Source organism: Peribacillus sp. P4_D6, assembly GCF_056401795.1.
The window spans coordinates 92,789-106,949 of sequence record NZ_JBFUIQ010000002.1 but is presented as its reverse complement, the minus strand read 5'-3'; the positions used below and the strand labels follow the sequence as shown (position 1 = coordinate 106,949).

General features: G+C 33.8%; 8 protein-coding genes and 2 pseudogenes. 4 read left to right on the top strand and 6 right to left on the bottom strand.

Going from position 1 to position 14,161, the window contains the following annotated elements; translation table 11 throughout:
* Window positions 1–76 precede the first annotated feature (76 nt).
* The gene (locus tag AC1DVB_RS02250; RefSeq protein ID WP_477588017.1) at window positions 77–2,128 is read right to left on the bottom strand and encodes a helix-turn-helix domain-containing protein; all 2,052 of its coding nucleotides are present in this window, start codon (window positions 2,126–2,128) and stop codon (window positions 77–79) included.
* A gap of 135 nt (window positions 2,129–2,263) precedes the next feature.
* Here AC1DVB_RS02250 and AC1DVB_RS02245 point away from each other — a divergent pair, with 135 nt between their 5' ends.
* From AC1DVB_RS02245 to AC1DVB_RS02230, 4 genes and pseudogenes are all read left to right on the top strand, one after another.
* The gene (locus AC1DVB_RS02245; protein WP_477588015.1) at window positions 2,264–3,493 is read left to right on the top strand and encodes an MFS transporter; all 1,230 of its coding nucleotides are present in this window, start codon (window positions 2,264–2,266) and stop codon (window positions 3,491–3,493) included.
* Window positions 3,494–3,505: 12 nt separating this feature from the next.
* On the top strand, window positions 3,506–4,960 hold the full coding sequence (locus AC1DVB_RS02240; protein WP_477588013.1) for a M20 family metallopeptidase: 1,455 nt from the start codon (window positions 3,506–3,508) through the stop codon (window positions 4,958–4,960).
* Window positions 4,961–6,870: 1,910 nt separating this feature from the next.
* Window positions 6,871–8,019, top strand: coding sequence for a hypothetical protein (locus AC1DVB_RS02235; RefSeq protein ID WP_053534561.1), 1,149 nt, complete (start codon window positions 6,871–6,873; stop codon window positions 8,017–8,019).
* A gap of 800 nt (window positions 8,020–8,819) precedes the next feature.
* Window positions 8,820–9,209, top strand: a pseudogene (locus tag AC1DVB_RS02230) (tyrosine-type recombinase/integrase); the annotation flags it as partial.
* Window positions 9,210–9,629: 420 nt separating this feature from the next.
* Here AC1DVB_RS02230 and AC1DVB_RS02225 read toward each other — a convergent pair.
* From AC1DVB_RS02225 to AC1DVB_RS02205, 5 genes and pseudogenes are all read right to left on the bottom strand, one after another.
* Window positions 9,630–10,151 (bottom strand): annotated as a pseudogene (locus tag AC1DVB_RS02225) (PBSX family phage terminase large subunit); the annotation flags it as partial.
* Window positions 10,138–10,944 carry a terminase small subunit gene (locus tag AC1DVB_RS02220; protein WP_053534558.1) on the bottom strand — a complete coding sequence of 269 codons (807 nt, stop codon included), beginning with the start codon at window positions 10,942–10,944 and terminating at the stop codon, window positions 10,138–10,140. The pseudogene AC1DVB_RS02225 and the gene AC1DVB_RS02220, both read right to left, overlap by 14 nt.
* Before the next feature lie 38 nt (window positions 10,945–10,982).
* Window positions 10,983–11,240 (bottom strand): DUF2213 domain-containing protein, encoded by a 258-nt coding sequence (locus tag AC1DVB_RS02215; RefSeq protein WP_053534557.1) that lies wholly within the window; start codon window positions 11,238–11,240, stop codon window positions 10,983–10,985.
* 63 nt (window positions 11,241–11,303) lie between these two features.
* Window positions 11,304–12,722, bottom strand: a complete 1,419-nt coding sequence (locus tag AC1DVB_RS02210; RefSeq protein ID WP_477588010.1) for a helix-turn-helix transcriptional regulator — start codon at window positions 12,720–12,722, stop codon at window positions 11,304–11,306.
* Between the two features lie 615 nt (window positions 12,723–13,337).
* On the bottom strand, window positions 13,338–14,024 hold the full coding sequence (locus tag AC1DVB_RS02205; protein ID WP_477588008.1) for a hypothetical protein: 687 nt from the start codon (window positions 14,022–14,024) through the stop codon (window positions 13,338–13,340).
* Between the last annotated feature and the right edge of the window lie 137 nt (window positions 14,025–14,161).

The following is a 14,161-nucleotide window of genomic DNA, read 5'->3' as shown; positions in this document are numbered from 1 at the left end:
TTTACCCCGTTTGTTACAAAAGCGAAAGTTCTCTTAACTGCAGCTTAACAAACTGTTAATAGCAATATTGCGGTAGTCAGGTTAGTGAGACGATTGAATTTCTTAAATAACATGCAAGTTGAACTTTTAAAATGTCTTCTGGATTCGAAAAGGAAATTTGAAGCTTTTCTTCGATCCTTTTTAGCCTTTGATATAAAGTATTAACATGGATATGTAAATTTTTGGCTGTTTGTGTAGCTTGACGGTCGTTCTCCATATAGGCAAGCAGGGTTTGTTCTAAATCCAAAGTACCGTCTTTTTCAGATTGGAGGGGATTAAAAACTTCATTTACAAAAGAGTTCAAGTCATCAATGGGTTGGTGAATAAAAAGATGATTTATGCCAATATCCTGATAATTCATGATACTTTTAAGCTGCCTCGAGATCAAAAAAGAAAGGGCTTTATCCGCTTCGGAGTAACTTTTTGCTATATTATTCATACTTGGATAGCAGGTACCCATCCCTATTTTTAGCGATTCTTCATGCACATTAATCCAGTTGGAATGAATAAGCGCTAATCTCCTTTTAACATAATCTTGATCTGCAAAGTTATTAAATTGGCATACCAAGTTCACTTTATTTCCATAACCAAAAACGATTGAAACAAATATTCCTAAATGCTTTTTAATTTGGGCAATAAGTTTGTGCATTTGCATATTAACAAAATGGAAATCTGCATGTGGATGTAGGTGAATTACGATTGCCATATAATAGGGATGATCATTAATTCTAAGCTCAATGGCCTTCTTTCGTATCAGGTTATATTCTTGGCTCTGAATAAAATCATTAAATAGATCATTTGTTTTTTGATAAAAAGAATCAACTAATGTTTGTTTCCTGATAATCTCTAATGCAATTACTGAGCTTGCCTGTTCAATAATCATTTTGTTTAAAGGAAAAAGGTCATCTTCCTCCATTTCTACGGCCATTATTCCAATGGGTACATCGATAGCAATAATAGGGTGAATATACAATGACTTACTATTATAAGACTCAGTAAAAAAAGATTGAGTTGGTAATTTTGTATTTATCTTTATCAGTTCAGAAGGAAGCTCCACTTTCCATGGGGTTGGACTTGAATATAATTGATCATCTGTTAAGTCTACTATCATTAATGGATGGTTTATCATCTTTTTTATTTCATTTGCGATTTTTTGTAATCCTTTACTTTGAAGAGACAGTTTTATTAAAGAATTGTGTATGGTATCTCGTTGAATTAAAAGGTCATTTTGTTTTTTTAGATTTTGGTATAGATTCGAATTTCTTAAGACAATAGAAACCTGATCGGAAAAACTTTCTAACAGTTGTTGATCATCTTTCGTTAAAAGCGGATAAGTACCATTTTGGTAGACGATCAAAACACATAAAGTACTCTCCTCAACCTTTATTGGCACTGAAATAATGGATTGTAAATCGTCAAATTGGACAGAGTTATACAAATGAAAAAGATTACCTGGTGAAATATTAGAGGATTCTGAGAGAATTCCCTCTATATTTGTAAGAATAAAAGATTTATTATCTTTAAAGGTTTTTCCGATAATTCCCTCCCCAACCCTCATTCTCATTTTTCCAATTTCTTCATTAGGACCGCCTGTCCATGCTTTAGGAAAAAGCACCTCTAAGCTTGGTTCGTATATCCATAAAACTCCCATATTAGCTACAGGTATAACAGACAAGGCATTTTCTAATATTTTTTTTAGCAAATCATCTAAATCTTCGTGTACGGATATATCACGGATGCTCTCCATCATTTTGTTCCTAACATATTTTTCTCTATCTAGCATGACTTGCAAGTAATGTAAATCGATTATCGTTTTAAGTTTTTGCTTGCTTTCGATTTTTAATACGGATGATTTGCTGAGCCTGAGGACAATGGTTGTATGATTGACATAATGATAGTAAATATCGGTGTGATTTTCTTGGGTGCGAATTTTTTCATTGAAAAATCTTTCTGGTATGGGTGTTTCTTTGTCAAAATGATGAGATAAAACAAGTGAAAAATCTAATCCATTTAAGCTTTGCCACAGCTGAAAATGTGAAAAGCAACAGTCACCCACTAAAAATTGTTTGATTTTCATCAATGTTTCCACTTTATATAACCTCCATAGGAATATGTAGACCTCCACATAATTTATGTAATTATTATATAGAACCAAACATTGTTTGAATAGTTAGAATTTTTTATAATTATACAGACTTCAACTAATTTCGCTAGGAGGAATTATATGGTATCTAAATTGTCGCAGAACTGGAAGTATGTCATTATCATCTTGCTATTTTTAGGATGGTCAATTGGAAACTTTGATCGATTTTTTATGAATTATGCGATTTTAGGTATTTCAGAGGATCTACATTTAAGTGCCTCCCAAACTGGAATTGTTTTAAGCAGCTTTTTTGCAGGTTATGCCTTAATGCAAATTCCCGGTGGGTGGCTCGCAGATCGGTTTGGTTTCCGAAAAATCATTATCATGGCTGTTTTTGCTTGGTCCGTCTTCACGATTTTGTCAGGAATGGCATGGTCCTTCATGTCCTTAATCCTCATTCGGTTTCTTTTTGGACTTGGGGAAGGCAGCTTTTTTCCATCTGCGTCAAAAGGTATTGCGAGTTGGTTTCCACAAAATGAACGTAGCCGTGCCATGTCCTTCATGCTCACTTCTGGGACGATTATGGGGGTAATAACACCAATAATTGGTACCCAATCCATGCAAAGTATCGGTTGGAGAACAATCTTTTATATTGCGGGTGCCGTTGGTATTATATTTGCCTTCCTCTATGTATTTTTTATAAAAGAGCGGAAAGATTCAATTGTAGGAAAAAGTGAAAACCCTTCAAAAAATAAAGCACCCTTAAGAGAAGTTTTAAAAACTCCGATTATCTGGAATTTGTTCATTGCCTATTTTGCCATTTATGCAGTGCAATGGGGATTAATGGCGTGGATGCCAACTTATTTAGTAGCGGAACGCCATCTCGACTTAACATCAGTCGGGTATATTTCAGCTATTCCAGCGTTTGCAGGAATTATTGCAATGATTGTAAGCGGCTATATTTTGGATAAATTACCTGAAGGGAAAGATAAGGTAATTGCAGCTGTATTTGCAGTATTAACGGCGGTTTTTCTATATTTAATGGCTTATGCACCAAATATAGCAATGTTTGCTTTCTATCAAAGTGTTGTTACTGTATTCATGTCGTTTAATATTATTCTGATCATCTCAGCTCCATTAAAAATGCTTTCTGAAGAGGTTGTAGGGACTGCAAATGGGTTCATTAATACCGGAGCGCAATTCGCTGGGGTTCTTACTCCGATGTTAATAGGATTTTTAGTCGATACTTTTGACGGTTCTTATACAGTAGCTTTTATTATGCTGATTATGTTTGCTCTATTGTGTGCGGGATCTTTATTTTTAATTCGCACTAAGAAAGAGGTTCCTTCTTTCAAAAATAATGCAATTTAGGAGATGGAAAAATTGACTACTCTATCAGAAAAAATTACAAATTTAATAGATAATAAACGCACCTTGTTTACACAGCTAAGTGATCAAATATGGGAGTTTGCAGAAACCAGATTTGAGGAATTCCGTTCAGCTGATTTGCTTAGCGAAGCAATGGAAAAAGAAGGGTTTGCCGTAAAAAAGGGAATAGCTAGTCTTGAAACAGGTTTTATCGCCTCATATGGATCTGGTCATCCGGTCATTGCGATTCTCGGGGAATATGATGCCTTGGCAGGGCTAAGTCAACAAGCACGAAGCAGTATATCTGAGCCCATTATTAAAAATGGAAATGGCCATGGCTGTGGACATAATTTGCTGGGAGTAGGTTCCTTAGCAGCAGCAATTGCGGTTAAGGATTATTTGATAGAAAATAAGCTTGGTGGAACAGTACAATATTTTGGCTGTCCAGCAGAAGAAAGTGGATACGGGAAAACCTTTATGGCAAGAGACGGTCTTTTTAAAGATGTTGATGCTGCCTTCTCATGGCATCCTTCAACAATGAATGCTGTCATGAACTCCACTGCCAATGCGGTCATCCATGCACACTTTAAATTTAAAGGGAGAAGTGCCCATGCCGCTGCATCACCACATTTAGGAAGAAGTGCCTTAGATGCAGTCGAACTTATGAATGTTGGAGTCAATTATTTGAGGGAACACATGATTGATGAAGCTCGGATTCATTATGCTGTAACCAATACAGGAGGATTGGCTCCAAACGTCGTTCAGGCTGAGGCGGAAGTGACATACTTAATCCGTGCACCGAAACCAGATCAGGTAAAAGAGCTTTATGACAGGGTAGTTAACTGTTCCCGCGGTGCGGCACTTATGACGCAAACGAAGGTTGATTTCGAAATTCAAGGTTCCTGCCATAATTTAATTCCAAATCTGACACTTGAAAAAGTGATGCACCAATATATGCAGGAAATAGGAGCTCCTCTTGCTACTCAACAGGATATAAACTATGCAAAAACAATCTATGAAACGTTGACTGACGAGGAGAAGCGTGCGGCAGCTTTACAAGTTGGGAAACAAGGAGCTTCTCAATTAGCAGATCGACCTATTGCCGACTTTATCGTTCCTTTTTCTGAAAAAGAAACATTTATGGGAGGGTCTACAGATGTTGCCGATGTTAGCTGGAATGTTCCAACTGCACAATGTGTTACTTCCACCTGGGCGTTTGGAACACCCTTTCATACTTGGCAGGCTGTCGCACAAGGTAAAGAAAGCTACGCCCATGATGCCATGTTATTAGCTGGAAAAGCAATGGCATGTACCGCTATTTCGGCTCTTGAAAACCCTGAATTACTTGATAATGCTAAAAAAGAATTAGCTGAAAGACTCGACGGGGAAACTTATACATCCCTAATTCCAAAAGACCTTACCCCTCCCAAAAATAAACAAAAGGGTATCAAGCAAAAATTGTTTCATTGATAGTTTGATCAATGAAAAATAAAAACATCATTTAGATGCATTACGGGAACCATAAATAAAGGTGTTGCTTGTAAAAATAAATAAGCCTACTCGAGAGTGATCTCGAATAGGCTTATTCCAAATAATATTAAATGACTAAAATAATGGTTTCCCACTATTCGCCCTTTGAAAATATTAAAACAAGAAGTATAGATAACAGTTCTTGTTTTAATCCAACTTACTTAGAATTTAATAATTGGTAATCTGTGTAGCCTTTGCTATCTCCACCGTAAAATTTTGTGAAATTTGAATTTATTCAACATATTTAAATCTACTCTTTTGAAGAATTTTCATAAGAATATATAGACTTCACACCATAGTTTGAGATTTATCGAGTTTACATATGATAAATTATAGGAAGTTATAAAAATATAAAATTCACTGTCTCAAAATGACAAGTAATCTTTTTGTAGTGAGACAGAATTAAAGTGTGCCAAAAAAGCACACATCTTAAACGTATCATTCCACAGAATATTCATACTTGTTCATTGTATAATATAGGTACCCCTTATTTGGATCTCTGAATACGATTGTCCAGGACCAGTCGCATTCAGAGAAAAAAACTTTGGGCTCATTTCCTTAGAGGTTTTTATCGTATCTCATTGCAACGAGTAATCTTATATTTTGAGACGAAATAAGAAATTTTACATTAATTGATATCCTTATTTTTGTATTTCTTCTTTTGATGGTGTATCCGCTTTATCTATTATATTGATTTCTACTTTCTTCCTTGGTCATCGGTTCAGCTGCCTCAGTTTTAGTTTTCAACTTTTCAACCTCTTTTCCATGTTTCTCCATCAGTTCCTTTCTGTAAACCTAAGAATATATTTGTACATATTTCGCTAAAAAGCTGCAATCTCCTTCCGAACATGCACTCCTTCTGGAACTAGCGAATGAACTGCTCGAAAATTACATAAAGTCTTAAACACTAATGGTAGTTCTTTTAAGTACTCTTTCTAAATTTATACTCTCATTTTTTAATAAACAGGCTCTATAGTTTAGCAGCACAGTTAGTAAAATAATCAAACTTTTTAAAGATCAACACTTAACTTAAATATCTAGTTCAGTCCTACATTATCTCCGATAAAACATTTATTTTGTTTATTAAAGATTGTAAGTGCTTAAATCTCATTTGTTCTGTTTATATAGAATTCTAATTTGAAATTAAACTTCTTCCTTATTGGGGTATTATTACTTTATTATACTGTAAATAAAGCCCACACTATTCACTAAATGCTGTGCCTGTTCTGATTTGAAAACTTTGTATAAAATTTTTATTATTTTTTAATAGCTCATCTACTTCCTTTATTAATTTATTGGGCTTTACCTCTAATACCTCAGAAACTGAAAATATCGTAGATATACTTGGTAGTCTTTATGATCGTTCAAGTAAACCAATATATGTTCGATCTAATTCACAGTGTAGAGCTAATTGTTCTTGAGAAAGATTAACTACTTTTCTATGTTTTCGCAATACTTGACCGAATGCTTCTGGGACTTCTATGACATCACCTCTTAGTTAACGAGAGATATAGCTATCATACTGAGGGAGTTCATTAAGCAAAAGGTTCACTAAATGTTTATGAATTATGTACACGGCATTTTATGAGATAAATCAACATCAGTTGCAATACTAATCTCACTGACATCTCAGTTCTTCTTGCATTTTAAAAAAAGAATGGTGCAAATTTACATTTATTCACATTTCTCCTTAACTTAGCCTTTTTAATTTTTCTCCATAAGCACACCTCTTCTACCAGAGACTATTAACTATAGAAAATACTTTATAAATGGTTTATAATTCCAAAAGCATCTTCTTTCCAATCGACTTTCTAATAAATACAAAAGAATATTTTTAAATCGGGGGCTATATGGATAAATTTTGGATACTCATTAATAATATGGATACAAAAAAAGGAATGGGACATTCAATAATGTATCTTGCTATCGCCTGCATTTTTTCTATAATTCATTTTTATTTGTTTTACATATTTGCAGGTGTATTAGCACTACTTTGGGTGTTAAAAGCTATAAGGCTATATATTTCATTGAGGAAACTAGATTTCCTAGATATTAAAGAAAAAGACTATAAGACAGATCGACAAAAAAGAGGGAGTTTTTTAGTAATAATATCAGTTTTTACTTTTTTAATAATATTATTTTTAAAATATAGACCAAATTCAGAAGCATTTTGGGGTAGTATACATGGATTCTCAATATTATGTATCTCCATTTGCATTTTCTTTAGTGGTGTTGCAATATACTATAATTGTTTTATTCTGAGATTTATCAGTATATTATGTACTACATTTTTTGGAGTAATGGTAATACTTATAGTAGTCACTTCAATATTAGGCGTTTTATTAAGGGCAATGAACTGGGCAATGAACGGAGGCGATTTAGAATACTCAAATAATTTTATATCTTTTTTTGAACCTACTAATTTGATACTTAACTCATATATGTTTGAAGTAAATGACCTATTTGATTTCATTATAATAAGCATATACTCCATTATCTTTTTAAGTTTTATAATTTTAATACATCCACCCTATCAGCTTGAACAACTCGGTAATGTTTTAAAAATTAGCAATATCATTATTTCAGTAATTTCCACTCTTATTTTTTTCTTTGTAAGTATGAAATTCTCAAGTATTTCATTACCAGAATATAAGGAACTCACCCTATCAATAGTAGAAAGTGATAATAAATATTCTCAAAACTTAGATGAACTAAAAAAATATATATCTACTTTTTCAAAAGCTAACATAATTAATATGGGTACTATTGTTTTTACCCCATATATTATTGCACTTTTAATTACTAATTTTATTTTAGATTTAAAAAAAACCAAATCAAAAAATAAAGCTTCTAAATATTTTGAAGAGTACATCGAATTAGACGATGCATCAAAAGATCGTGATATTATGGCTAAAAAATATTTTTACTATTCAGGAGATAAAAATTTATGGAGAGCATATAAAAAGCTTAATAAAAAAATACATTCTAGAAACGAGTAGTCTTCTTTATAAGATTACTCGTTTCTTTAAATATAACCCTGATTTTGGAATCACTTTAATTATAGTTAAAATAATTTAAACTTAAAAAATTGAAACAGATTCCTTTATTACTTAAAACTCTTCTTTATTCTTTAATCCTTGAGAGCATCTTTCACTGTATTTTTACTCTCTAAAAAAAATTCCTAATTTCATTTCCTATCCACTAAGTTAGTTTTTTTAATGTTAATTGTTTTTTGGCATGTACTCTTCTAACGAAGATGCATTTACCCCACTGAATTTTATAAGATCTACTCTTCGACTGCCAATATATTGTAAGGTCCTCTACAATAAGCCTCAACATTTATAATTGGTTGGTAAAGAAATAAGTTCTCTCTTAGTTCTTCAATGGGTATTTAAGCCGCAAGTTTGTATCAAAGGCTTTCTAAGTCCTTTCATTAAGTTGGAATTTCATGTCTGATACCCTTTGGCTGCTATAAAAACCAGATGAATTATAGGCCCCCTTAACAGAAGAATAGGTGCCACTCAATACTCTTGAATTAGCACATGATAACGGAAAAAACATCTAAATTTATAAATTGGGATTTTAAATTTGAACTAACAAGAAATCTTCAGTCAGATTGTGTTGCTTGTATAATACATCTAATGGATGAATTATATTCGTAGTTAGATTGTAGGCGTCTTTCCACCCAATAAGATCCTGTAAAGTTAGAGGCTGAAGATGTTTCGTATCCAGGTGATAGTTGATTGTCAATTCTTTCTCAGAAGCTTCAAAATAACTCCTAACCCCAAAAACAAAAAAGTCAACCCGCACAATCATGATTGACGATGGACTTGTCGCCTTATTCAAAGCACACAAGCGTGAGCAAATGGAATTGAAAATGAAACAACGGTTAGTATATGAGGATCAAGATTTCATTTTTGCTGAAAACATTGGGAATCCAAGGGTTATGAAGCAAGCGGTATTGCGTTTAATGAAGCATTTGGATGTAGACAAGCATATTACCCCCCAGAGCTTTAGACATACTCATACATCCATTCTCATTGAAGCTGGGGCAGGCGTAAAAGAGATTCAAGAAAGATTAGGGCATTCAGATATAAACACGACGATGAACATTTACGCTCATATGACAAAAAATATCGAAGAAAAGACCTCCCATAAGTTCAGTGAACTTACGAAAGGTCTCCTCTAATTGGTGAAGTAAAATTGTTTCAAAAACTGAAAGTTAGCAAAAAGTTAGCATTTCACTAATCTCCACCTTGCAAACCCCTATATACCAAGGGTTCTAGGCGATGATTACATCATGCCGCCCATAGATTGTGGGGTTTTACATGAGAACATCATACAATCTAACCTTAATTAAATTACATATGGAGGGGCGGGTATGCTAGCCTTGTCGGCGAGCCAGGTGTATTGATTAACTGGCTTCCTGGATGGGAAAGCATACCCGTGGAAACTCCATGTCAAATTTCGTTATTTTCCCAGAACATTCTGGGGACATCAAAAGGCTCGTATCACCGGTTAGGTTGTTAGAAGGCCATCTAGGGTAGCCAGGCTAATACCGTTACCTTTGTCAAATGTCTATGTAATTTTAAGAGTAACGATAGTTTTTACCGGCCGGATTGCAGTTAAACCATAACTTAGCACCCTCAACTGAACAGCGCGCTGTTGCCTGGTTAACAAAGGATTGCGGCATCAAGGCTACTTCATCAAAGAACATCCCAGCCAATGTGATACCCTGGATTAAATCCTGTGAAGATTCATCTTTCCCACCAAATATATAAAAGTAGTTAAATACTCCATTTTTGCTGATAGTTAGATAGTTGTCTGCCCGATGATCTTTAACTTTATATCCTCTGGATTTCAACATCCTTTTAAGAGGGGTTAAAACATTCCTTCTCAATGCACCAATAGTTTTACCTGCCATGCTTACATTCTCTTCGGTGAAGGTGTCCATTGCCCACATAACATAAGATAAGGACATAACAACAGTTTTACCAGCATGAACAGAGCCATCACATATGATTCCGTCTTTATCGGCATAAGGTGAATTAGGCCGCCACCACTTTAATACTTTTAACTGTTTCTCACTGAATGGTTTGAATTTGAACAAGGCTGGTTTAAGCTTTTTCATCCCAATTCACATCCTTGGCATCCAACGCTTCCAAGAAACCATCGTCTTCGTATTCTTCTTCATCCTCACCATTTACTTTACGTTGAGCGAGTTTTAGTTTTCCCTTTTCAATATCACGCTTAAATTTATCTGGGAATAAATCGAAGTATAAGGACAATTTATCCAAAGCCTTCATTTTATCAGCAAGTTTAACAGACACACCATCTTTACCTTTTTTAACCTCGGTTATTATTGTCCCATCAACCGTTGATGAATCTTCAAAATCTACATAGTTAACTTCGACCATATTCGGGTTTCCGTCGTCATCTTCTAACGGACCAAATGCCCCCATCACTTGAACTGCCTTCTTACCAAACTTGGCAAAGTCTGTAATGTCAGCAAAGGCTATATCAATGTATTTCTGCAGTACGGCTTTGCCATCAAGGAATATGGACTGTTGCTGTTCTACTCTCAATAGTTGAATTTCTTTCTTCACACTAGCTTTTACTAGCAACCTGCTTCCGTTTGCATTTGCTGTATAGTAATCACAATTATAGGCCTTCTGATAAGCCTTTGTAGCATTGAAATATTTGATATAATAAAGACAGAATCGCTTTTGATTATCATTCAAGTCATCCGATTCAATTACCGGTTTTATAGTTGCAACCTTTTTCTCTTGGATTGCATCCCTCGACCAACTTTCACGGCTTTTCCTACTCTTTAATGTACCGAGTTTAATATCATGCTTCTCAGCTAATTCTTTTAATGTAATTGATGATGTCTCGTACTCATTTTTGATAATCTCCCAATTCATTTACGTCACACCTCTACCCCCTAATAAAAAAATTAATATCAAACAATAAGCTTCCATTCCCTTGTACTTACCGGTTTATTAGGATGGTCATCCTTAACAGGTATTGACCGAGCTGAACAAATCGTTCTATCGCTAAAGATTTCGTCGGGAAGTTTGGCTTCCATCTGGATTGTTCCATTTTGCCATTGGTATGAAAAAACACATGGGCGCGTGATCGGTACGGTAACCGTTAAGTTGACTTCTTGTGTTTTGCTATAATCCTGAATGAGTGTTCTATCAAAGCATTGTAAATTCACACAATCGCCCCCTTCTAGCGCACAGAAAAAAGCCACCTATGGCAGCCTCAAGAAAACATATTATCAAATTTTTTTCACATATCTAGAGTAATAGAAATTTTTCAAAGTTGACAACCTTAATTCTGGATACTCATTTTTCAATTCATTAAGAATCCAATTTAATTTATTTGTTAGAGTGGAATGTGAAGTATTTTGATTTAGCAAGTCAATTATATTATTATTTCGTTTTTCTCTAATAGTTTTAGAATCTAAATTTGCATTTCTCAGGTGAAAATTCACCATATCTACACTTATATTTAATAATGCCGATATCTCTTTAGAAGATAAGTTATCCCTACTTTTGTATTGCTTAACCAATACTTTAGTCTCTTCTCGGGCATCCTCCTTAACTTTCATCTTAAGCTTATAAACATCTGAATAACTTCCACTATATTCCTTTAATGCCTTTCCATTAAGAATCATATTTACATATTTATAAGAAATACCCAAACTGCCCTCTATTTCCTTGTTATTATATCCCTGTTGATCCAGCTCAATAATTTGATTTACGAGATTACGATAGGAATCAAGTCTATCTGCTTCAGCATTTTTTTCACTAACGGATTCAGCTATCTCCTCCAAAGCTTGTAATGTCTGGAATTTTTCGTAATCAGATAACTTTTGGAAAAAGTCCTGTTCTTGTATCCAAGGAAAAATACTTAACCTTCTCACATGCGAATGTTGGTCTTCAATTTGACGCGAACCTAATAAATAGATAACGGTAACGGTATCAAAGTATTTCGTGTATATTTCTGTCTCTTTTTTAATGGCTGTTTTGATTGACCTTTTTATATCAATTGCCTCATTGGTATCTCTTCGATATAAATCCGGTTGTATTTTAGAAAACCTTTGAAAATATAGAAAAGGGGCCTGTATGTCTTGAAGCAACTTGACAATTTTGTATTCAGCATCCATTCCTTGTTGAAGAAAAAAATCTATATCTTTTCTACGGCTAATTTCTTCAGGATCTTCTCCCATTTCCAATAGGAACTTCTTGTACCTTTGTTTTTCGTGTTTGTAAGCACTTCTTATTGCTTTATAAAAAGGAGTATGATTGTCTCTTATATACGTTTCATGGAGTGGCTCTCCATTTTCCTTAAGTAAATCGAAGTATAAAGTTATTGTTTCACGGTTCCAAAAACCATGAGTCCAACCATAATACTTATGAATTTCTTTATCATACATTAATTGTACAAGTTGCTTTAGATTATAGGGACCTGGGTTATTAACTAAAAACTGTAGAGTAGAGATATAACACAAATTCCCCTGTGAATCTCTAAGTTTTGTTTGACCATTGGTATAAGGCCTTATTACCTCAAAGCTATCAGTTTTTGGATTGTATGTAAAAAAATCTTTTCCATTATAGGTTACCTTCTTCGAAAGAATAAACTCGTTGAAAGAACGACTAATACGCTCTAAAAATTTATTTTCATGAATTTTCATATTTTTCATATCCCCTGTTTTTTTAAAAAGTAACCAATTATTAATATAAATCTCCAAATACTGATAAATCAACAGAGCGACAACGATAATCCGTTTCCAAGTAAGCCAACAGCTGGCGTGTTAGAGTAAGAAAATATCCTGTTTCTAAGAACCTCGTAGAAATCTCGAACTCTTTCATCCTGTGGTGTCAGCCATTTGAATTTCTTAACACCCATATTTGAATGTCCTTTCGCTGTCATTTGACCAAGGATAGAACCAGTCTAATCAACAGCAATGAATTGGGCTCTCTTCAAGGATATTCTGGTCTATTTAACCTGTTGGTCCCTAATTTCTCTGATTCCATCGCCATCATAACACCCTGTTAAATAACGTCCTCGTTTTTAGAAAAGTACTCATCACTTATGGGTGTAATATGATTTACGTTCTCGGTGATGGAAATCTTTATAAAAGCAAAGCATCAAGTCACTATTCGCACTGAGATTTATGGAGTCAGAAATGACAGTATACTTCCTTTTCCAATCATAAAGGGTTTGTCTCTTAATCCCCATGGTATTTGATATTCGTCCGTTAGACCTCGCATGCCTAACCCACAATTAGGTTTAAAGAAAAAAGCACCTATAAGTGCTTTTCGAATAATATATTGAATTTATCTTGATCTATTTTTTTCCCTACCTCAAAAAATATTTGTGTCATTTCCTCTTCTGTAATTTGTTCTCCTCTTTCAGTTTCAACCTTTATCCTTTTCCATTCAGACTTTAAAATTACTTGTTGAATGAAATATAAATATTTTCTGTCTTTCTTATAAATATCCATATTGAATTCAGAAGCTAAATTATCAATTATTTTATCGAGATAAATAATTATCTTTCTCGATAAAAGTTCATTAGGGTTTAATAATAGCTCTATATGATTTTTGATAGCACTGATATCTTGATAATCGTTACCAAAATTATAGTTTAGGTTTTTCCCTTGAGTTTTTATTGATAATAAAACCATACTCATCGTGTGTGATAACTTGTTAAATTCTACAAATTCTTTTCGTATATTATTAATCCACTCAATTCTTTGAGCACTTATAGTATCAATAAATCTTCTTTTCTCTAATGATTTTATATTATCTTGACCAATACCCTTAGCTATTTTAGCCGAATTCTTGGCTGACTTGGAAGATATAATACTATTAATTATTACACCTGAAACTGCGACTACTGCTGTCAATAAAGCTATACCAGCAGATAATTCTGCATTGTTAGCTGCGGTTTCTGCTGCAATTCTTGCTGATTGAATCGTATCAGAGTCCATATACTGTACCTACTCCCTATTTATTACAATTAGGGTCCTTCATATTAATAAAATAAGATTTCACTCATTCCCCCTTATTTATATTAATTATCATAGAAAACCCTGCATTTATACATATATATCATCCGACAAAAAGT